The sequence below is a fragment of the Vibrio sp. SCSIO 43133 genome (genome assembly GCF_023716845.1).
In the GTDB taxonomy this organism is placed as follows: Bacteria; Pseudomonadota; Gammaproteobacteria; order Enterobacterales; family Vibrionaceae; genus Vibrio; species Vibrio mediterranei.
Genome location: NZ_CP068024.1, coordinates 180,810 through 203,289 on the forward strand (window position 1 = coordinate 180,810; position 22,480 = coordinate 203,289).

The 22,480-nt window shown below is 45.5% G+C and carries 16 protein-coding genes and 1 pseudogene; 10 read left to right on the top strand and 7 right to left on the bottom strand.

Features of this window, described 5'->3' with window-relative positions:
• Positions 1-20: 20 nt before the first annotated feature.
• Positions 21-701, bottom strand: coding sequence for a ComF family protein (locus tag JKJ11_RS00895; RefSeq protein ID WP_252038637.1), 681 nt, complete (start codon positions 699-701; stop codon positions 21-23).
• A gap of 61 nt (positions 702-762) precedes the next feature.
• Between JKJ11_RS00895 and bioH the strand changes: the two genes are divergently transcribed.
• Positions 763-1,554, top strand: coding sequence for a pimeloyl-ACP methyl ester esterase BioH (gene bioH, locus JKJ11_RS00900; RefSeq protein WP_006073396.1), 792 nt, complete (start codon positions 763-765; stop codon positions 1,552-1,554).
• Positions 1,555-1,703: 149 nt separating this feature from the next.
• Positions 1,704-2,153: a hypothetical protein gene (locus JKJ11_RS00905; RefSeq protein ID WP_006073398.1), complete on the top strand. Its 450-nt coding sequence runs from the start codon at positions 1,704-1,706 to the stop codon at positions 2,151-2,153.
• A gap of 67 nt (positions 2,154-2,220) precedes the next feature.
• Here JKJ11_RS00905 and JKJ11_RS00910 read toward each other — a convergent pair whose 3' ends face one another.
• A complete protein-coding gene (locus JKJ11_RS00910; RefSeq protein ID WP_252038638.1) occupies positions 2,221-4,542 on the bottom strand; it encodes a Tex family protein in 2,322 nt (773 codons plus the stop codon).
• A gap of 273 nt (positions 4,543-4,815) precedes the next feature.
• On the opposite strand from JKJ11_RS00910, the gene JKJ11_RS00915 reads away from it, so the two are divergent.
• Positions 4,816-6,705, top strand: a complete 1,890-nt coding sequence (locus JKJ11_RS00915) for a putative ATP-dependent zinc protease (protein WP_124940518.1) — start codon at positions 4,816-4,818, stop codon at positions 6,703-6,705.
• A gap of 61 nt (positions 6,706-6,766) precedes the next feature.
• Here JKJ11_RS00915 and JKJ11_RS00920 read toward each other — a convergent pair whose 3' ends face one another.
• Positions 6,767-7,897, bottom strand: a complete 1,131-nt coding sequence (locus tag JKJ11_RS00920; protein ID WP_006073403.1) for a CNNM domain-containing protein — start codon at positions 7,895-7,897, stop codon at positions 6,767-6,769.
• Between the two features lie 318 nt (positions 7,898-8,215).
• Between JKJ11_RS00920 and hupA the strand changes: the two genes are divergently transcribed.
• Both hupA and JKJ11_RS00930 read left to right on the top strand, forming a co-directional pair.
• Entirely contained in the window at positions 8,216-8,488 is a 273-nt protein-coding gene (gene hupA, locus JKJ11_RS00925) for a nucleoid-associated protein HU-alpha (RefSeq protein ID WP_006073404.1), read from the top strand.
• A 207-nt stretch (positions 8,489-8,695) separates the two neighbouring features.
• On the top strand, positions 8,696-9,388 hold the full coding sequence (locus tag JKJ11_RS00930; RefSeq protein ID WP_006073405.1) for a DUF1481 domain-containing protein: 693 nt from the start codon (positions 8,696-8,698) through the stop codon (positions 9,386-9,388).
• Positions 9,389-9,469: 81 nt separating this feature from the next.
• On the opposite strand, the gene purD is transcribed toward JKJ11_RS00930, so the two are convergent.
• From purD to JKJ11_RS26060, 3 genes and pseudogenes are all read right to left on the bottom strand, one after another.
• The gene (gene purD / locus JKJ11_RS00935) at positions 9,470-10,759 is read right to left on the bottom strand and encodes a phosphoribosylamine--glycine ligase (protein WP_124940519.1); all 1,290 of its coding nucleotides are present in this window, start codon (positions 10,757-10,759) and stop codon (positions 9,470-9,472) included.
• An 85-nt stretch (positions 10,760-10,844) separates the two neighbouring features.
• Entirely contained in the window at positions 10,845-12,437 is a 1,593-nt protein-coding gene (gene purH / locus JKJ11_RS00940; protein ID WP_252038639.1) for a bifunctional phosphoribosylaminoimidazolecarboxamide formyltransferase/IMP cyclohydrolase, read from the bottom strand.
• Between the two features lie 159 nt (positions 12,438-12,596).
• Positions 12,597-12,692, bottom strand: a pseudogene (locus JKJ11_RS26060) (phosphoribosylamine--glycine ligase); the annotation flags it as partial.
• A gap of 31 nt (positions 12,693-12,723) precedes the next feature.
• On the opposite strand from JKJ11_RS26060, the gene zntR reads away from it, so the two are divergent.
• The 4 genes from zntR to JKJ11_RS00960 all read left to right on the top strand — a co-directional run bounded on the left by zntR (position 12,724) and on the right by JKJ11_RS00960 (position 18,884).
• Positions 12,724-13,119: a Zn(2+)-responsive transcriptional regulator gene (gene zntR / locus JKJ11_RS00945; RefSeq protein ID WP_006073412.1), complete on the top strand. Its 396-nt coding sequence runs from the start codon at positions 12,724-12,726 to the stop codon at positions 13,117-13,119.
• Between the two features lie 172 nt (positions 13,120-13,291).
• The gene (gene cadC / locus JKJ11_RS00950; RefSeq protein ID WP_252038640.1) at positions 13,292-14,884 is read left to right on the top strand and encodes a lysine decarboxylation/transport transcriptional activator CadC; all 1,593 of its coding nucleotides are present in this window, start codon (positions 13,292-13,294) and stop codon (positions 14,882-14,884) included.
• 412 nt (positions 14,885-15,296) lie between these two features.
• The gene (gene cadB / locus JKJ11_RS00955; protein ID WP_006073415.1) at positions 15,297-16,643 is read left to right on the top strand and encodes a cadaverine/lysine antiporter; all 1,347 of its coding nucleotides are present in this window, start codon (positions 15,297-15,299) and stop codon (positions 16,641-16,643) included.
• Positions 16,644-16,745: 102 nt separating this feature from the next.
• Entirely contained in the window at positions 16,746-18,884 is a 2,139-nt protein-coding gene (locus JKJ11_RS00960; protein ID WP_252038641.1) for a lysine decarboxylase CadA, read from the top strand.
• 148 nt (positions 18,885-19,032) lie between these two features.
• Here the strand turns inward: JKJ11_RS00960 and JKJ11_RS00965 are convergent, their stop codons facing one another.
• The gene (locus JKJ11_RS00965; protein ID WP_252038642.1) at positions 19,033-20,676 is read right to left on the bottom strand and encodes a methyl-accepting chemotaxis protein; all 1,644 of its coding nucleotides are present in this window, start codon (positions 20,674-20,676) and stop codon (positions 19,033-19,035) included.
• A gap of 598 nt (positions 20,677-21,274) precedes the next feature.
• Here JKJ11_RS00965 and JKJ11_RS00970 point away from each other — a divergent pair.
• Positions 21,275-22,477 (top strand): tyrosine-type recombinase/integrase, encoded by a 1,203-nt coding sequence (locus JKJ11_RS00970; RefSeq protein ID WP_252038643.1) that lies wholly within the window; start codon positions 21,275-21,277, stop codon positions 22,475-22,477.
• Positions 22,478-22,480: the final 3 nt, after the last annotated feature.

Here is a 22,480-nt window from a genome sequence, read left to right on the forward strand (position 1 = left end):
GGTTGCAGTGGTTTACCAACTCATTTTGGCGTGCGGCACAAGCAGTAAATATCGATTTTTTCGACCCCTACATCAAGTAATAATTCGCTTAAATGTCTGACAGTTGCGCCAGTTGTGACCACATCATCAATTATCGCAACATGACTTGCTTTTGGTCGTTGATGTAATGAAAACGCTCGTTGAACATTACGCAGCCTCGCGGTTTTATCCAAGGTTTTTTGCATAGGAGCCCGAGCGTGTTTGAGAAATACATTAGGCATGAGTTGAGTTTGAGGCGTGGACTTAGCTATCTCGTTAGCGATCACTTCACTAAGATTAAACCCTCTTAACAGATATTGATGCCATGTCATTGGTACGGTGATCACCATGGGAGCAGGGTGAAGAATCAAACCGTTGAGCATTCGTGCTAGAGGAGGAAGTAGCCAATAGCGTTTCTGCCGCTTTATCTGCTGGATGAGTGTTGAAAGTGGGTATTGGTAGTCACCCAAACAATACATTTGGTGCCATGGAGGCGGTGATTTAAGGCACTGACCACACTTATCGGCTTGTGTCTCTATTTGTAAACCGCAGCAATGACAGCGTTTAATGTGTAACGCCATTTGTCGATGACAATGTGGGCACCATAAATGGTGCTCCATGGTTGAGTCGATACGCAAACCGCATAAATGACACAGAGAGGGTATTGGAAGTGACAGTTTCATTGGTCTAATTTGACGTTTGAGAATATCTGTTTAGCATGAAGCAAAACAACCCCAACATAGTATGAATTCGGTAGGAGATAACGTGAGCTCAGCATCAAAAGTACATTGGCATTCTGAAGGTCAGGGACCCGATATCGTTTTGCTTCATGGCTGGGGCATGAATGGCGCGGTATGGTCCAAGTGCAGTGCCGAACTGGCTCAGTCTTTCACCGTGCATAGCGTTGATTTACCCGGTTATGGCTTCAGTCATGATGTTGAGTATCAGTCCCTTGAGCAGTTTTGTGAGTTGTTACTGGCGGATGCTCCCGACCAAGCCATTTGGTTGGGTTGGTCTTTAGGCGGGTTAGTGGCGACTCATATAGCTCATTATTATCCGCAAAGAATCTCGCAGTTGGTGACATTAGCAAGCTCGCCCAAGTTCTCTGAAGGTGAACAGTGGCGTGGGATTAAAAAGGATGTACTAGCTGCATTTACGGAACAGCTAACTGAGAACTTCAAGCTAACCATTGAACGATTTATGGCACTGCAAGCCATGGGCAGTCCAAGTGCTCGTCAAGATGTGAAACAACTAAAAGAGGCGGTGTTATCGCGGCCTATGCCTTCTCAAGAAGCGTTGATGCTAGGACTGAATTGGTTGGACTCCCTCGATCTGCGTCAACAGTTGGGAGAGCTATCGATGCCAGTTCACCGCTGGTATGGTCGATTAGATGGTTTGGTGCCAGTGCGTGTTGCAAAACAGCTAGATGAGCTCACATCCGGTCATCAATCACATGTATTTAAGGATTCTTCGCATGCTCCGTTTATTACCGAGCAAAGCGGTTTTATCGACAAGGTGCAGGCGCTAGTTCGCTGATATTTGCAGGATTTTTACACAAAATCGGTAAAGCTTTATGCATTTTGTCCGATACTGTATTGAGATGATTGACGATAATTCAATCGGTTAAAGATAAGGCTAAGTGTAGAGGTATTGGCTGTAATCACTCATTACAGAGGAGAGTGACCATGATAGTGTCACCCAACAGTGTAAGTGCCCCGGTTATTGCACCGTCCGTGAATCCGCAGACAGAGCAAGTGGCTCGTGACAACAAAGTGAGAGAGCCGATCATCGCTCCCGTGGAACTGGCGAGAACCAATGCTGAACGACGCATCAACGAAGATGAAAAACGCCGTAAGCGCAGCGCCTGGGATCCTGCTGAGCACCCAGAGTATGAAACGGAAGAAGAGGATTCTCAGCCGCATAATCCGGTAGAAAATTGGTTTCGGTTGTTGTCGCTAAATACCTATAGTCAGTCGCAAGGGAAAGGCTATGCTATGCGCTTTCGTTTACCGAAGAAAATAGTCGATGCAGCGATACTCGAAGGGAAGATGGCCAAACGTCGCACCGTGATTCGTTATCATTACGGCCATGCAGTAGCGCCTAATACACCCTCTGATATTCTTGCGGTCACTTAGTTGAACGGTTCGATATAACGTGAATTAAAAAGAGCACCTTAAGGTGCTCTTTTGTTATTGATAGAAACTACTTTTTCGCCTTGGCAAACGCCGCTGCGAATGCGCCACCCATGGCGCTATTACCGGATTCCTGACGAGGTTTGTGTTGACGCTGTCCGCCTCGAGGCTCTCTCGGCTTTTGAGATGAGCTGCGGCTAGTTCTGTTATCTTGTCTAGGTTCATCGTTTAAACGCATAGACAGGCTGATGCGTTTACGGGCTGCATCGACTTCCATTACCTTAACTTTAACGATGTCACCTGCTTTAACTACTTCGCGAGGGTCGGCGACAAACTTATCCGTTAGAGCTGAAATATGTACCAATCCATCCTGATGTACACCAATATCCACAAAGGCACCAAAGTTAGCGACGTTAGACACCACACCTTCTAGCACCATGCCGGGTTCTAAGTCGGAGATCTTGTTAACCCCTTCAGCAAAGGTTGCAGTCTTAAACTCAGGTCGAGGGTCACGGCCTGGCTTATCCAATTCGCGGATAATATCGGTGACAGTTGGTAAACCAAATGTCTCGTCGGTGTAATCAATGGCGTTAATAGACTTCAAAAAGCTGCTATCACCGATAATCGTTTGCACTTTACGGCCAGTTTTCTCAGCAATTGTTTTGACCACTGGATACGCTTCAGGGTGAACCGAAGAGGCATCAAGAGGGTTTTTGCCATTCATGATGCGAAGGAAACCTGCGCACTGTTCAAAAGCTTTAGGACCTAAACGGGCGACTTTCTTCAAGGTTGTACGGGCTTCGAAGCGGCCATTTTCATCACGATAGTCGACAATGTTTTGCGCCAGTGTCGATGAAAGTCCTGCTACTCGAGTGAGTAGCGCAGCTGAGGCCGTATTTACATCAACCCCAACTGCGTTTACGCAATCTTCCACGACTGCATCTAGACGTTTAGCTAGCATGGTTTGACTTACATCGTGCTGATATTGACCAACACCAATAGACTTAGGGTCGATTTTCACCAGTTCAGCCAGTGGGTCTTGCAGTCGGCGTGCAATAGAGACGGCACCACGTAGTGACACGTCCATATTTGGGAACTCTTTGGCAGCAAGTTCCGAGGCTGAGTACACTGAAGCACCAGCTTCGCTGACGATAATTTTCTGAACTTTAAGATTGCCACGTTTAATCACATCGGCAGCAAAGCTGTCTGTCTCGCGTGAGGCAGTACCGTTACCAATCGCGATTAGGTCGACATTGTATTGACGCACTAACTGCTCAATAACCTGTGCTGACTTATCGTATTGCTTTTGCGGTGGATGAGGGTAGATGGTCTCTGTTGTTAACACTTTACCTGTAGTGTCGACGACAGCCACTTTACAGCCTGTCCTCAAACCAGGGTCTAGACCTAGTGTTGCTCTTGGGCCAGCTGGTGCGGCCATCAGAAGGTCTTTCAAGTTTGTGGCGAATACGGTAATGGCATCGACTTCAGAGCGTTCTTTGAGCGCGCCCATCAGTTCGGTTTCCATATGCATCGATACTTTAATGCGCCATGCCCAACTGATGACTTGTTTGCGCCAAGCATCCGCTGGCGCTTGGCTTAGATGAACATCGTAATGCTCTGCAATGATGGTTTCACAGTGAGACTCGCGCGCGTTTTCTTGATTAGCTGGATCGGCGTTGAGAGACAATTGCAAGAAGCCTTCATTGCGACCACGAAGCATGGCTAGTGCACGGTGCGACGGAACTTTGCTGATGGCTTCGTCGTGTTCAAAATAGTCTTTGAACTTCTCGCCTTCGTGTTCCTTGCCTTGGATCACTCGAGCGCTAAGTTCCGCATTGCGGTTTAGGTAGTGACGAATTTTCTCTAATAGGTCGGCATCTTCAGCGATTCGTTCCATGATGATAGCGCGTGCACCATCAAGAGCGGCTTTGCTATCTGCGACACCTTTTGACTCATCAACATACTGTTGGGCAGCGTCTTCCGGAGTGTTATTTGGTTGATTCCAAAGCAGATCTGCAAGTGGCTCTAGTCCTGCTTCAATGGCAATCTGCCCTTTAGTGCGACGTTTTGGCTTATATGGTAGATACAGATCTTCAAGACGTGTTTTGTTATCGGCGTTTTCGATTTCAGTGCGTAATTCGTCACTGAGTTTGCCCTGCTCATCAATGGATTTCAGAATTGTCTGACGTCTTTCGTCCAATTCTCTTAGATAACTAAGGCGAGAATCCAAAGTACGTAATTGGGTGTCGTCAAGCCCGCCTGTTACCTCTTTTCGGTAACGTGCAATGAAGGGTACGGTGTTGCCGTCATCAATCAAAGTGACAGCAGCTTCAACTTGCTTAGTGCTGACGCTCAGCTCTTTAGCAATCAGTTGACAGATAGCTTGGCTCATCCGTGTATTCTCTTGTTGTGTGTTAGGGAAAGGAAGGTCCTTTCTTCGATATCTATAGGATATAAGGGCTTGAGCTAAGTTTTGCAATTGCTTGGTTATTTTTCTCTATCACTTAGCCGTGAAACAATTCAGTAATTTGCTAATTTATTGATAATCGCGTGGATATTCCGTTAATTTTCTGTAAAGTTAAAGAGAGTTGGCAATGAATTACAGTGGCCGTTGTCTCAAGACAAACGGGGTATTAAAAGTCGGTCAATGAATGGATGTATTAAAATGAATAGAACAGCAACTAAGTTGGCGTTAATTCTCGCCTCAATGACCAGTGGGTGGGCTATGGCTGCACCAGATCTCTCTACTACTCAAGCACCTGTACTTTCTATCGAAGATAAACTCGTCTTAGGTCGCGTTGAGAGTGTGTACTATCAAGATATTGATGCACTTAAAGGTATCCCTTTTGTTGGCAAGATTGATACTGGTGCGGACACTACATCGATGCACGCTGAAGATATCCATGTCACCAGCGACAACCCAAAGTACCAAGGGTTAACTGATGAGAAGCTGTTGCAGACCATCGTAGATGAGTATGGCGGCTCTGCCAGTGACTGGTGGCTAGAAGAATTTGATAATGAAGAACGAAACTTCGGTGGTATGGTGACTTTTACGCTTCGTCATCCATACACTGGAGAGAAAATCACTATGGAGCGACCTTTGACGCGCACCAGTGTGATTCGTAGCCGAACCAGTGCGACACCTATCTATCGTCCTGTGATTACCCTGCCGCTGACCATTGCAGGTAAAACAGTAGAAACCGAAGTGAACTTAACTGACCGAAGTGGTTTTAGTGCTCCTATCTTAATTGGTAAAACATTCTTAGCTGACAATGCCTGGGTCATGGCTGGTTACGACTATTTGCAAGAACAGAAAGACGCTCAAGTTATTGGTCGTCGTGAGTCTGGTGAAGTTGATGGTGTGCCAGTCGATGTAAGCCTATCTTTGCAAAATAACTACAGCATTCTTAATGCTCAGAATGTCGAAGTAAATAAAAAAGATAACAGCGTGAGCTTTGACTTAGCGGGGAAAGAAAACGCGAAAAAGCGTGTGACGTATCCACTGGTGAAAATGCTCTCTGTCAGTGGTAATGAATACCCAGTTGTTTTTGTGCCTTTCAAAGGTGGTAAAGACTTTGAGCAGACGATTCAGGTGTATTTAAAAGATCGCTCCAAATATAGTACTCAGCTTCGATTGGGTCTAGATACACTCAGTAAGAACTTTATTGTCGATACGGGTGCCAAAGATAAGCTAGACAAAAAGAAGCAAAGCTTTGAGTCTCGTATGAAGAATAAACCGCTGGTGGTTTCTCCTGTGGAAAGTCTGATTCTTGATGGCTACAAGTTAAACGCTGAGCCTTCGTTTGCGGTTAGCACGCCGTTATTAAAAGTCGCTAGCTTTGAAATGATTGAAGCTAAAGGTCGTGATAAAGTGGAGTACTACTTATCTAACGACCAAGGTAATGAAGAAAAAATCCGCAAGACCATTCTTCGTAAAATCAAAGTAGGTGATACGGTGCGTCCTGTTGTCGACGGTGAGTTCATTGTTGGCGACAAAGAAGTGACAGTTGAATTTGCTTTGGAAGCGTTGGATAGTGATGAAGGTGAAGAGCCTTATTTCATCATAGGCAAGAAAGCGACGAAAGCTGGTGTCTTGGTGAATACTCGAAGCGAAAATCTGCTGGACGCCTATCCTATCTTTACCGCAGGTCATATTGAGAATGCAACGGTAGAAGGCTTAAAGTTCCCTGTGAAACTTGATACCGGCGCTGATGTTAGTTCAATGAATGCATTGGATATTAAACAGTTCAAGAAAGACGGTAAAGACATGGTGACCTTCACTTATGCCAATGATATGGGGATGAAACAAGAATTCACCCGTGAAGTGGTGGATGTAATGCGCATCAAAGCGAAGGCGGGTGAAAAAGCCAATGTACGCCCAGTGGTTGAAATGCGGGTGAAACTTGGCGATGTCGAGAAGACGGTTCGAGTCAACCTACAAGACCGCTCTCGTTTCCACTACAGTATGATTTTAGGGAAAAATTTCCTTAAGTACGGCGTGGTGGTCAGTAGTGATGAGAATTTCCTTTTAGGAAATGATATCGGCAGTCACTAACTCAAACGTGAGCCAATAAAAAACGGCAGCGCCTAGGCGCTGCCGTTTTATTTTCTAGAGATTATTGCTGTTCATCTTTTTTGTTATCAGCATCGAGTTTCTTTTCTGAATCTGAGTTGTTGTCGACTTCTTCGTATTCTTCATCATCAGAACCATCGATCATACTGTGCTTCTCTTTCCAGTGTTCCCAACGCTGGTAAGCCAGTTCTTGCATGTCTGTGGTTTTGTCTGCTTCGTCGACGATCTCTTGGCCTAGTAAGTGCTCAAAAATATCTTCTAGCGTAATGATGCCCTGTATGGTGCCATATTCATCCACAATCATTGCAATCTGTAGGCGTGCAGCCATCATTTGCTCAAAGGCTTTAGGCAACATAATCGTGTTAAACAACACGTGGATAGGGCGCATTACAGAGCCTAACTGCTTTTCCCCACTGCCTTGTTGCTGCAACTTAAACAATTCCAGACGGTGTACAAACCCGAGGATATTGTCTTTTTGTTGGCTATAGACCAGTGGACGAGAGAACGGAGTCTCTTTGTGTTGGTCCAAGAATTCATTGATGGTCATTTCAGCTGCAACGCGGAAAACCACCGGGCGCGGTGTCATAACTTGCGTTACCGGGATATCTTGAATATTAAGAATATTGTTCAAAATATTGGATTCACCCTCAGCAAACTCACCACTTTCTTTTGCCAACATCGCCATCGCAGACAGCTCATCACGCATCTTTGGCGCTTCATGACCACGAGCCAGACGCTTAGTGATTTGCTCAGAAAACCAAACAAATGGAGTTAGTGCCCATACCATCCAACGTAAAATCGTGGCTGCGGTAGGAGCAAGCTGACGCCAGTAGGTTGCACCAATGGTTTTCGGGACGATCTCTGACAACACTAAAATACCTAATGTCAGTACCGCTGAGAAAACGCCTAGCCATTGACTACCAAACACTTTAGCAGCTTGTGCACCTGCCGTTGCTGCACCGATAGTGTGCGCGATAGTGTTAAGTGTCAAAATAGAAGCCAATGGTCGATCGAGTTCAGCTTTAAGCTTGCTAAGCTTTTCTGCTGCAGGGTGTTCTTGTTGGCGAAGCTGAGCCAGGTAGCTTGGTGTAATACTAAGTAACACCGCTTCAAGCACAGAACAGATAAAAGAAACACCGATAGCGATCGCTATGTAAACCGTTAAAAGAAACATTCATTTCCTAATATGTGCACACATCAACCTAACTTTGCTGCAAATGAGCCTGTGCATTGTTGGTGAGTGCTTAAAAAACAGTAGCCGCGCAATAGATTTATCAGGCTTATTAATTGTGCGGCAGTGCATTTATGGGACTTTATGCAATAAATTACAAGGTTTCAAACTCAATCTTCACGTAACAAATTGTGAGTTATTGCTCATAAAACGGTTAAATCTCGGTCATAAGTGAGAAAGATCGGCTACAAACCTTTGCCAGATGGGGGCTTTATGATTTAGAGTGGGCTCTAACTCGATAACATGAAGAAGGGAAACCTAATGAACAAGACCCAATTAATCGACTTTATCGCTGAGAAAGCAGACCTATCTAAAGCACAAGCTAAAGCAGCGCTTGAAGCGACGCTTTCAGGTGTTTCTGAAGCGCTAACTGAAGGTGACCAAGTTCAACTAATTGGTTTTGGTACGTTCAAAGTAAACCACCGTGCAGCTCGCACTGGTCGTAATCCAAAAACTGGTGAAGAAATCCAAATCGCTGCAGCGAACGTTCCAGCTTTCGTAGCTGGTAAAGCGCTAAAAGACGCAGTTAAATAATTTCTACAGCACCGATGAGTTTTCATCGGTGCTGTTTTCCTTCCCCTGCGGTTGATCGATAAACGTGTTAGCCGATGTAGTGCGCTTATCCATCAATCTCTCCCCAATACTCTGAATTGAAGTGAACGCCTTGTCATTCACGCTGTCCTACAGTAAGTAGAAGCTGTTGTTTGCCTACGTTGCTTTTGTTTGAGGTTATAGACATCAATGAAGAAAACTCTGTTGGTATCACTATTAGTTGCAACGCTCGCTGGTTGCTCTTCTTCTCCGTCACCATCTCTGAATCAGTATTCGGAATACACAGGTGGTCAAACGTTAGGGGATGCAACGAGCTTGTATTGGTATACCGAGCGGCTGACAAAACCGTTCAGTGCTGCTGACTATGTCAATATGAATGACTATGGTTGGTATAAGTCCAATTATCGTTGGAGCGGTGACACACTGCGTGAGTTTGTGCGAGAAGGGGTACAGAATGAGCTTGAGTCAGGTTCAGTCAATTACCGTATTCACGTGCGCTTCAATAAAGATGGCGAAGCTATTTATCAACAATACCGTCGAAATGGCAAAGTCCTACCTATTAAACGTGCTCAGTTAGAAAACTACCAACGTGAAGCTGACTTACTTGTGGAAAGAGTAAAAGAGCAGGATAGTGATGGTTTAGAGCTTATCCAAGGTCATTGGGATGGAAAATCGTTGGAAACCTGTAGCGGTATTGAATTTAACAATATTAAGTTTGAACAGAGTTTGCCAGACTTTGTTGTGCAGCGTTTGGCGGAAGTGGAAAGCTATGTCGCGTTTTTAGGCAGTACTCGACTGACTGGAGCAAAAGTAGAACAATTGCTAATGCTTTCTGATGGTTCGACCGATTGCATTAAACGTCCAGTGCTTGCCACTGAATAACCAGCACAAGGTGACTAGACTACAGAATAAAAAAAGGCGCTCAATTGAGCGCCTTTTTGCTACCGTTCGATAGAGCGAAAGCTACTCGCCTTGCTCGCGTGCAATGGCACGATAGCCGATGTCGTTACGGTGGAACATGCCGTCCCAGCTGATTTTTTTGGTTAGCTCATAAGCACGTGCTTGAGCTTCAGATACAGTGTTACCCAGTGCAGTTGCACAGAGCACTCGACCACCGTTAGTCACAACATTGCCGTCTTTGTCTGCTGTACCTGCGTGGAATACTTTCTCGCCTTCCACTTCTGTTGTTGGTAGACCAGAGATAACATCGCCCTTGTTGTAAGACGCTGGGTAGCCACCTGCCGCTAGAACGATACCGATAGATGCACGTGGATCCCACATAGACTCAACTTGGTCTAGCTTCTTGTCGATTGCAGCTTGGCAAAGCTCAACCATGTCTGATTGCATACGCATCATGATAGGTTGTGTTTCTGGGTCGCCGAAACGACAGTTGTATTCGATAACTTTAGGCGTACCGTCTTTGTCGATCATTAGACCCGCGTATAGGAAACCAGTGTATGGGTTTCCTTCTGAAGCCATACCGCGAACCGTTGGATAGATAACTTCTTCCATGATGCGGTTGTGGATTTCTTGAGTAACCACTGGAGCAGGTGAGTATGCGCCCATACCGCCAGTGTTAGGACCTGTGTCCTTATCACCAACACGTTTGTGGTCTTGGCTCGTTGCCATTGGCAATACATTTTCGCCATCAACCATCACGATGAAGCTTGCTTCTTCGCCATCTAGGAACTCTTCAATAACCACGCGGCTACCAGCGTCACCAAATGCGTTGCCAGCTAGCATGTCTTTGATTGCATCTTCTGCTTCTTCAAGCGTCATCGCAACGATAACACCTTTACCAGCAGCAAGACCGTCAGCCTTAACAACGATTGGTGCGCCTTGCTCACGAACGTAAGCCAGTGCAGGTTCAATTTCCGTGAAGTTAGCATAAGCGCCAGTTGGGATAGCGTGACGAGCTAAAAAGTCTTTGGTGAACGCTTTTGAGCCTTCTAGCTGAGCTGCAGCTTGAGTAGGACCAAAGATCGCTAGACCTGCTTCTTGGAATGCATCAACCACACCAATCACAAGCGGTGCTTCAGGACCAACAATCGTTAGCTCGATGTTTTTATCTTTTGCAAACGCAACTAGACCTTGAATGTCTTCAACATCAATCGCAACGTTCTCTAGCTTAGGCTCAAGCGCAGAACCTGCGTTGCCTGGTGCTACGAAAACAGTTTCAACATTTGGATTCTGAGCCACTTTCCAACCCAGAGCGTGCTCACGACCACCAGCACCAATAATTAGAACGTTCATTTAATAATCCTTTCAAAATTTGGATTACTCTAAGCAGTTGGTGTTGCAGCGCTAATGTGGCTACAGCACCAAATGCGATGAGTAATTAGTGACGGAAGTGGCGCATGCCTGTGAAGATCATCGCCATGCCATGCTCATCAGCGGCTGCGATAACTTCGTCATCGCGCATAGAGCCACCTGGTTGGATAACGCACTTGATGCCAGCTTCTGCTGCAGCGTCAATGCCATCACGGAACGGGAAGAACGCATCTGATGCCATTACGCAGCCTTCAACCTGCAGACCTTCGTCAGCAGCTTTGATACCAGCAATTTTCGCAGAGTACACGCGGCTCATTTGACCGGCACCTACGCCGATAGTCATGTCGCCTTTCGAGTAAACGATCGCATTGGATTTCACGTATTTAGCCACTTTCCAGCAGAATAGTGCATCTTTCAGCTCTTCTTCGGTCGGCTGACGCTTAGAAACTACTTTAAGGTCATCAAGTGATACCATGCCTTGGTCACGGTCTTGAACCAGAAGACCACCGTTAACGCGCTTAACGTCAAAACCAGTTGTCTTAGTTGTCCACTCGCCACACTCTAGCAAGCGAACGTTTTTCTTAGCGGCAACCACTTCTACTGCTTCAGCTGAAACAGAAGGTGCGATAATCACTTCAACGAACTGACGCTCAACAATGGCTTTCGCTGTGTCTGCATCTAGCTCTTGGTTGAAGGCGATGATGCCGCCAAACGCTGATGTTGGGTCAGTTTTGTAAGCGCGGTCATACGCTTCAAGGATGTCTTTACCCAGTGCAACACCACATGGGTTTGCGTGCTTAACGATAACGCAAGCTGGTTCATCAAACTCTTTCACACACTCAAGCGCCGCGTCAGTGTCAGCGATGTTGTTGTAAGACAGCGCTTTACCTTGAATTTGGTGAGCGGTAGATACAGACGCTTCTTCTGGGTTTGCTTCTACGTAGAATGCAGCGTCTTGGTGGCTGTTTTCACCGTAGCGCATGTCTTGTTTCTTCACGAACTGTTGGTTGAACGTACGTGGGAATTTAGACTCTTCATCACCCTCTTTGTTCTCACCGTAAGATGGAACCATAGTACCGAAGTAGTTAGCAATCATGCCGTCGTAAGAAGCTGTGTGCTCGAACGCAGCGATAGCTAGGTCAAAACGTGTCTCTAGAGTCAGAGACTTTTCGTTTGCGTCCATTTCAGCAATAACGCGGTCGTAGTCGTGTGCGTTAACAACGATAGTCACATCTTTGTGGTTTTTCGCAGCAGAGCGAACCATAGTTGGACCACCGATATCAATGTTCTCAACGGCGTCTTCTAGCGCGCAGCCTTCTTTAGCAACCGTCTCTGCGAATGGATAAAGGTTAACGACAACCATATCGATAGGGTTGATACCGTGTGTTTCCATAACAGCGTCGTCTTGACCGCGACGACCTAGCACACCACCATGAACTTTAGGGTGCAGAGTCTTGACGCGACCATCCATCATTTCAGGGAAGCCTGTGTAGTCAGATACTTCAGTTACTGCGATGCCTTTCTCTGCAAGTAGGCGAGCTGTACCACCTGTTGATAGGATATCAACACCACGTTGTGCTAGCGCTTCGGCAAACTCAACAATACCAGTTTTGTCAGATACGCTGATAAGAGCGCGGCGAATTGGACGAGCGTTATTCATGCTTCTGTCTTCCTCAAAATCACGGAGTTAACGTTGCTGTGTGTAGGTGTTTATACCTACGGCATAAAGATAGTTGCCAAAATAGCGTGGCTTGCACCATCATAGGGACAGGTCACTAATACTTTGGCAATTATCCTTGAGCAAAAAAGCATCATTTGTGTCGATGGCGCGTATTCTAACCAATCTATTACAAAAAAGCTCGCGCAATCGTTTGGCATCGCAAAAAAAAGTGCAAAAAAAAGGATTATAGGCCAGTTTTGTAACAAAGAGGTTAATTTAAACGGTTATGTTTCAGATAGGTGAGTTAGCAAAACGCTGCAAAGTCACAGCGGATACGTTGCGATTTTATGAGAAAAACCAACTTATCGCTCCCGCAGGGCGCAGTGAATCTGGGTATCGTCTTTATAATGAAGAGAGCCAAAAGCAGGTTAGCTTTATTTTAAAAGCCAAAGAGCTCGGCTTGAGCCTAGACGAAATCAAAGAACTGCTAGGCATTAAACTTGAAGCTACCGAGCATAGCTGTGCAGAGGTGAAAGCTATCACCTCTGCCAAACTTAGCATCATCGATGAGAAAATAGCGGAGCTAACACGTATTCGGACCGCGTTGAAAAAAATCAATGACGCGTGTTGTGGGCATGGTCATGATGCCAGTCATTGCTCTATATTAGCGGCGTTGGAATAACCACACCTCATAGCTATCCGCGAGGCTACCAACCTTAGTTTGCACCTTTGATCATCGGCATTGTATAGGTGAAAACTCTCAAGACCTCTATAATCGCGCCTTTCCACCGTCATCCGCTGGTAGCGTGGGGCTATAAAGTGCGGGGACGTGCAAGTGAGAGACGAAAATTCATATGGTAGAGGTCTATTTTCAAATCAACGACTGGGTTCTCAGTGTTGATGAAAATAAGCTGTATCGACAAGATAGGGAAGTCTCTGTTGAACCACGCTTAATCAATCTATTACATTTCTTAGCCGAACACTCTGGCCAAGTCTACTGTCGCGATGAACTAATTCGTTACGTTTGGGACGGCGCCATTGTCACTGATCAGGTTGTGACTCAGTCTGTGTTTGAACTGCGAAAAATCCTCCGAGATGGTCGTGAAGAGAATCTGCATTATGTCGGAACGGTGCCCAAACGTGGCTACAAACTAGTGGCTGCCGTCACACCAATGACGCCAGAGCAATTTCTTCAATATCGATCTTCTTCTATTGCCCCTGCAAGTTCGGAGACGTTAACGTTACACTCTAAATCCGATCCAATAATTGCGGAGAGTGACACCGATACTCAGGAAGCGATCGCTTTTCCGGCTGCGCCATTGACTCGAGCTCTGTACCAGAAGCAGAAGGCAACGCGAAGCAAAAAGCCCAAACGACTGTTAAGTCCATGGCGTTTAGGGGTTATCAATGCAATTTGGATTGGTATTTTGGTGGCTGCGATTGGCATCTTTACTTACCAACAATCTGAGGTGAGCATTACCCAGGTGATTGACACGCATCTTATCGAGTTTGAGTTTCAAGATGGCATTCGCAGCTTGGGGCGTAGCTATGAACTGGCGGATGGTTTTGCTCAAAAGTTGATGTCGGATATTACTCAAGTCAGTGGCTATCGGGTGATGCTGCATAAAACGGCATTCAAAACGGGAATTGTCCCCGGTAAAACTGTACTGGTAAGAGTGGATGAAGACGATGGCCGCGACTTTCTTGAATTGGAATATCGAGATAACTCCTCCGAAAAAGTGTTGTTTAGCCGTCAATATGCCTTAGCCGACAAGCATTTGAAATCTGTACTCAAACAAAGCTCCTTAGATTTGATGCGAGTGCTTAATGTAGCCAATGCTGAGCAACGTGCGGTGACCATGATGGCTGGAGTACCTAGTGATCCTGAAGCACTAGGGTTGTTTATTCGTGCTAACCATTATTTGAATATGTCTGATGTTAGGCAGTTCCAATATGGCATTGATTTGTTGGAAAAGGTGGTAGAGCAAGAGCCGGATAACGCCTATGTACAGTCTGAATTGCTGGCCGCCTATTATGTTAGAAGTGCTTTAGACGAGAGTAGCCCTTTAACCCAAGAGAAGCTAGGCAAACTCAGTGGTGCGCTAAAACAATACCTTGCGACATCGAATGGACCGATACAACCGCGTATCTACGAGGCACTGTCTTTACATGAAACCATGGTGGGAGACCAAGAGCAGGCCGCCGCCTACCTGAACCAAGCGCTTCAACTTCGTGATTCTGTGTTGGCTTATATCATTAAAGGTAAGCACGCTGAGTTATCAGGGGATGTGGATAGTGCAAGTGAGGCCTACAGTGAAGCCTTCTATATTGATACGTCCGTAGAAACCTACTTGTTGTGCGAAAATCTGATTTTTTATAGCAATCTAAAACAGATTGACCACGCCATGTATCGTGCAGTTCATCCTTCTGTTGTCCGACTTATCTAATCCTTGTTGAGCGCGTAGAGAATTCAGTAGCGCACCCATACTCAAATACTCGCCCTCCTTATTGGAGGGCGTTTTTGTATCTGGCATAGGGCTGTCTTGATATCAGGAAAGTACGTTTTTGGTGATAAAGGCTCACCTTGATATTTTTAGAATGGTTTAGCTTGGTAGTTTATTTTATCTATCTCATTGTTTTTTAACGGTTTAATTTTATTTTTGATAAGGTTTATATCAAGGTTGAACGTTTCTAGCTAATGGTTTTATTGATAACTTCAGATTGATTTCTTTGCTTGAAATTGGGCGTAACCTGCATCTCGAAAATTCACGAGGTGTTGCTCAACCTTCTTACGGTGACATCTCGAATCGGCTTCAGTTTGAACGCATGACGTTCAAGTAGAACTAATTTGGAGATGTTATGTCATCGAATACAAAGAAAATCGGCCTCATTGCCTGTACTGGTGTTGTGGCGGGTAACATGATGGGCAGTGGTATTGCGTTGTTACCATCGAGCCTGGCGGCTGTGGGTTCCATTTCACTCTATAGCTGGGTGATATGTATTGTTGGCGCGTTGAGCCTTGCATTTGTGTTTGCACGTTTGGCAACGAAGAACCCTCAAGAGGGGGGACCTATCGCGTATGCCGGTGAAATTTCTCCTGTGTTTGGCTTCCAAACCGGTGTGCTCTATTACCACGCAAACTGGATCGGTAATTTAGCGATTGCAATTACAGGTGTTTCTTATCTCTCGGTCTTTTTCCCAGTCTTAAACAACCCGATTCCTGCCGGTCTTGCGACGATTGCCTCGGTTTGGGTATTTACTATGGTGAACTTGCTCGGTGGTAGTTGGGTTAGCCGCTTATGTACATTGGGGCTTGTGCTTATCCTCATCCCTGTGCTCGGTACCGCGTTATTTGGTTGGACGCACTTTGAACCTGCGTTGTACAGCCAAAACTGGAATGTCTCTGCAGGCAGTGATAGTCACGCTGTTATCGCGGCGGTATTGATTTGTCTATGGTCTTTTGTTGGTGTTGAATCAGCAGCGGTGTCCTCCGGTATGGTGGATAACCCAAAACGTACTGTTCCACTAGCAACCATGTTAGGGACCGCTATTGCTGGTGTGATTTACATTGTGTCGACTCAAATGATCAGCGGTATGTTCCCTGCTTCGGAAGTTGCTGCATCTGGTGCACCGTTTGCACTAGCTACCACAGAGATCTTTGGTCACTGGACTGCGCCTTTCGTTGCCGCTTTCACTGCACTGGCCTGTTTTACCTCTTTGGGTTCTTGGATGATGTTGGTGGGTGAAGCCGGTAAACGGGCGGCCAATGATGGCAACTTCCCGAAAATTTATGGTGAAGTCGATAAAAATGGTGTTCCTAGAAAAGGTCTCATTCTCGCTTCAATCAAAATGACAGCGTTAATGTGTGTATTGATGGTGTTCAGTTCAAAAACTGCTCATGCGGCAGACCTATTTAATCAACTGACGACTGATGCCGTATTGCTCACTATGCTGCCTTACTTCTACTCCAGCATTAACTTGATTCGTTTTGAAGGTATGACGACTCGCAATGGTTTCGTGATGTTCTTCTCTGGTATCGCATGCTTGTTCTGCATGGTGGCATTAGCAGGAGCAGAAGGAACAACATTAACAGCCACCTTTATCATGTCACTCATCATCTTGATGTTCTACAGCAAAAAAGCGGGCTTAGCTCAGTACATGGAGCAACACCCTAACGAACTGTCTTCGCAGCAAGCGAGTCACTAATTCTTCGCTGGTGCGAAGTGCACCAGCCCATTTATTCCTAGGCGCTCTATTTACTCACTGTCTTTGGCAGGGAGCGCCCTCATTCACCTTGGAGATGTCCAAATGAATATTTTCGCAATCCTTAATCACATGGGTGTGTTCTTCAAAGAAGAGCCTGTTCGTCAACTGCACGCTGCGCTAGAAAAAGCAGGTTATGACGTAGTTTACCCAGTTGACGACAAAGACCTAATTAAACTTATTGAAATGAATCCCCGCGTCTGTGGTGTGCTGTTTGACTGGGATAAATACTCGCTCAATCTTTGTGAGCGCATCAGCGCAGTAAATGAGAAGCTGCCAGTACATGCATTTGCTAATGACCAATCTACATTGGATATTTCACTGACGGATCTGCGTTTAAATGTCAGCTTCTTTGAGTACGCTTTAGGTATGGCGGACGATATTGTCATCAAAGTGAACCAAGCAACGGAAGCGTATAAAAACGCTATCATGCCGCCATTCACTAAAGCGTTATTTAAATATGTCGAAGAAGGAAAATACACTTTCTGTACTCCAGGACATATGGGAGGCACGGCATTCCAAAAAAGCCCTGCGGGAAGTATTTTCTACGACTTCTATGGACCAAACACCTTCAAGGCCGATGTCTCAATCTCTATGCCTGAACTAGGGTCGTTACTTGATCATTCTGGTCCGCACAAAGAAGCGGAAGAGTATATCGCGAGAACATTTAACGCGGATAGTTCTTATATTGTAACTAACGGTACATCGACATCGAACAAAATCGTTGGTATGTACTCAGCGCCAGCGGGCAGTACTGTGCTTGTGGATCGTAACTGTCATAAGTCACTAACTCATTTAATGATGATGAGCGACGTGACACCGATTTACTTCCGTCCAACTCGCAATGCTTACGGTATTCTTGGGGGGATTCCACAACGCGAGTTTAGCCGTGAGGTTATTGCTAACAAAGTAGCAAATACTGAAGGGGCTAGCGCACCGACCTATGCGGTAGTCACTAACTCAACGTATGATGGTCTACTTTACAATACCCAGTTCATCAAAGAGTCTTTGGATTGTAAGCACATTCATTTTGACAGTGCTTGGGTGCCTTACACTAATTTCAACGCTATTTATGATGGCAAGTGTGGCATGAGCGGTGAAGCAATGCCGGGTAAAGTGTTCTATGAGACACAATCGACTCACAAATTGTTAGCAGCCTTCTCTCAAGCTTCCATGATTCACATTAAAGGTGAGTTTGATAAAGCTTCTTTCAATGAGGCATTTATGATGCACACCTCAACCTCACCACAATACGGTATTGTGGCATCAACAGAAACGGCAGCGGCAATGATGCGTGGTAATACTGGCCGTAAATTGATGCAAGACTCTATCGATCGTGCGATTCGTTTCCGTAAAGAGATCAAACGCCTTAGAGGTGAGAGTGAAGGCTGGTTCTTCGATGTATGGCAGCCTGACAACATCGACACAACAGAATGCTGGAAATTGGATCCTAAAGAGACATGGCATGGATTTAAAGATCTAGACGATGACCACATGTACTTAGATCCAATCAAAATCACGCTATTGACTCCGGGTATGAGTAAGTCTGGTGAGATGGAATCAACCGGTATTCCGGCTTCCCTAGTTGCTAAATACCTTGACGAACGCGGTATCGTGGTGGAGAAAACAGGCCCATACAATTTGTTGTTCTTGTTCTCCATTGGTATCGATAAATCTAAAGCAATGCAACTGCTGCGCGGTTTAACCGAGTTTAAACGCGGTTTCGACCTTAACCTAACCATACGTACTATGTTGCCGTCACTATATCAAGAAGACCCTCATTTCTATGAAAGCAAACGTATCCAAGAGGTGGCTCAGGGCATTCATGAGCTAACAATGAAATACCAATTACCAGAATTGATGTACAAAGCATTCGATGTTCTGCCTGAAATGAAAATCACACCACATGCGGCTTGGCAACAAGAGCTACGTGGTCAAATTGAGGAGATTAACTTAAAAGAGATGGTGGGTCGTGTCAGTGCTAATATGATCTTACCTTATCCTCCAGGTGTGCCACTTGTGTTACCGGGTGAAATGGTGACTGATAGTTCACGTCCTGTGTTGGATTTCTTGGAAATGCTGTGTGAAATCGGCGCGCATTACCCAGGCTTTGAGACTGATATTCACGGTGTTTATCGTCAGAAAGATGGCTGCTATACCGTTAAAGTATTGAAAGACCAATAAATAGATTGATTAGGGCGTCTGATGTCGTTTGCATGCTCCATCTTGATGCACTCATCCTAGAAAGTGGCCGCTACCCCGATTGACGACCGCTTAATATCAAAGGCGAACAGCGTGACTGTTCGCCTTTTTTTATTCTTAGTACTTAAGGCTAAGAGACTTTAAAGGTGCTTATACCAGAACTGAGTTGATGGCCGTTTTCCATTAACCGCTCACTAGCTTGAGCTAGTTTTTGAGCTTCTAGTGCTGATTGATTACCGTGATCTGCAATTTGTGTTAGGTTTTGGCTAATTTCATCAGTCGCCAAGGTTTGCTGTGAACTGGCTTCAGCGATTTGCTGATTCAGTGCAACGATAGCGTTCACTTGGGTGTCAATCTCTTGCAGCGCAAGCTTGGCGTTGCTCGCTTGTTCTAATGTTTGTTGTGACTGTTGCTGAGTTTGGGTCATCGATTGACTTACTTGCGCCGCTTGATTTTGCAACTTCTGAATAATCAGTTCGATTTCGTCCGTGCTGCTTTGAGTGCGGGTGGCCAATGTGCGAACTTCATCTGCAACCACCGCAAAGCCTCGACCCTGCTCTCCCGCACGAGCTGCTTCGATAGCAGCATTGAGCGCGAGCAAATTGGTTTGTTCAGCCACGCCACGAATCACCTCTAAGACAGCCCCTACCTGTTGGGTGTCACTCGCCAGTAGCTTGATGTTGTTATCCGTTTCTGTAAGACGCTCTGAAAGGGACTGCATGTATGACGCGGCAAGTTCTATCACTTCACTACCTTGCTGTCCTTGTTCACTGGCTAAAGTGGCAGCATGAGCGGCATGCTGAGCAGAGTTGGCCACTTCTTGGTTACTGGCATGCAACTCGTTCATAGCGGACGCTACGGTATCCACTGCTTGTTGTTGCTGCTGTGATTGACTAGCCCCGTTTTGTGCTACAGCGTTAAGGGAAATAGCAGCTTGGGTGATGTTGTCGGTTACCGGCTTAATATCGCGAATGATATGTTCCAACTTATGTGTGAAGCGGTTAAATGCAGCGGCAATATGGCTTAATTCATCATTGCCTTGCTCTGGTAGTTTCTTCGATAGATCGCCGTCACCGCTGGCAATCTCTGTCAGTGCCTCTAATGTTTCACGGCAAGGTTTCGCAATACTACGGCTGATGAGGGTGGCACATGCCAACATAAAGCCCAACGCGATCACGACGGTTATCAAGACTTTCTGTATGGCTTGCCAGACTTGCGCTTGAACATCATCGACATAGACACCAGTACCGATAATCCATCCCCAAGGCTTAAAGGTCTTGATATAAGAGACTTTTTCTACGGGTGTTTCTGAACCAGGCTTAGGCCAGAGATAAGGTACAAAACCCGCTTGTTGTTGTTTTGCAACTTGCACCATCTCAACAAACAGTTTTTTACCACTGGGATCGGCAATTTGACTAAGGTTTTGCCCGTTTAGTTGGGGCTTGATAGGGTGCATGACCATGGTGGGGGTAAGATCGTTAATCCAAAAATAATCGTTCCCTTCATAACGAAGACTCTGAATCGCTTTAGCGGCCGCTGCTTGAGCCTGCTGTTGACTCAACTTACCGGACAATTGTTGCTGGTGGTAATGGTCGACAAGCGTGTAGGCACTCTCAACTAAGTGGCGAGTTTTAGTTTTCTTTGCCGCTATCAGGGATTGTTGATAATCAACTAGGGCGAGAACGAGCGGGACCATCAGCGTGATAGAGACAATCGCTATCAGTAGATAGAGACGAGTTTGAATAGAGCTACGGCGCAAAAATGAGGCATTCATCCTAAGAACTCCTTTTTCTTATAGGTGAACACATTACCAACAGGGCAGTTGGCATGATGACTTTCATTGTTTGTTATTGTGTGGCCAGTCTGACAAGGTTTTGTGGTTATTGTGTGTTCTACGATACGTGATGGTGAAACATCCGGCTATTCCCTAATGGTCTAAGATTTGACCCAAGTTCCGTTTTATCGAATGCAATATGGCTGATAACAGCAGAGTTGTGATCTACAGACAATAAAAAAGCCAGAGCTAGGCTCTGGCTTTTTCACAAAAACAATCACAATGGATTAGTTCATGCCGTATTATCAGTTTTCTTATTTCTTTTTAATTCATTGTGACTCGCATTAGATTACCTAAGCCTTTCTATATCAGTGCCTTGTGAGGGTGTTGTGTCTACCTTTGTTTCCTTTTATCTTTGTAGTTGTAGGTTTAATTGTGGGTTTGTTTGTGGGTTCAAAGCAGAAGCCTATCAAAATATTTTCAAACTCATTATTACTTAGGACAGTTAGGACACTTAGGACAAAGTTATTAAATACAATGACTTAGCATGACCTAACTTACCTTTCAACTTAGGACACTATCAGGACAGGGTTAGGACATGGCACTAACAGACTCAAAGCTAAAGGCGCTGAACGGTAAGAAGCACGACAAAGCACCCATTAAGATTGCTGACCGTGACGGGCTGACCGTGTACCACCGCAAGACAGGCAAACTCTCCTTTGTGTATCGCTACAGGTACAACGGAAAACCTCAAGACCTAACTCTAGGCTCATATCCAGTGATCGGACTCGCAGAGGCAAGAGCGGAGGCACTTGAATGCCGTAAGCTCTTAGCCGATGGTCACGACCCCAAATTAATGCGCCAGCTTGCCAAGACAAAAATTCTTGAGGCTGTGACTGTTAAAGATGCCCTCACATACTGGCTGGACAACTACGCAGCAAAGAACAGGGCAAACCATGAAAAACACCGCTCTCAGTTTGAAAAGCATGTATTCCCATTCATTGGAAACCTACCACTAGAGAAATGCGAAACGCGCCATTGGGTGAAGGTGTTCGATGACATTACTAACGGCGCCAACCACCGAGCAGCTCCGAAGGCTAGTGGTTACATTCTCCAAAACGCAAAGCAAGCCCTTAAGTTCTGTAGAAATCGACAGTACGCACACTCAACCGCATTGGACGATCTCAACATTGCCGACATAGGCGAACACCAGAACAAGAAAGACAGGGTTTTGTCATGGTCTGAACTTATGGACGTTTGGCACTGGACTCAAGACATCAAATCAAACTGGTACTACAGAAACCTTGTCCATCTACTAATCGTGTTTGGTTGTCGCACACAAGAACTGAGGCTATCAAAGGTTGATGAGTGGGACTTGGAGGAAATGATCTGGACGACTCCTAAAGCCAATAGCAAAACTGGACAGGAAATCAAACGACCAATACCCGACCTCATAAAACCTCATATTGAAGCACTGATAGAGCAGTCAAAGAACGGGTTCATCCTTGGAGAATTGAAAAGACCAGAGGCCGTATCGTCATATGGAAGGGCTTTATCCAAGAAACTTAACCACAAAGAGCCGTGGACGCTTCACGACCTAAGAAGAACATTCACAACGGTACTAAATGACATGGAAATTGAGCCGTATGTGGTAGAGCAATTGCTAGGTCATGCTCTAGGCGGTGTTATGGCTGTCTACAACCGCTCTCAGCACTTAGAAAAGAAACGAGTCGCTCTCGATGTATGGATAGCAAAGCTTAATGAAACAGAGTCACAATCAAATGTTGTAGGACTCAGATAAAGA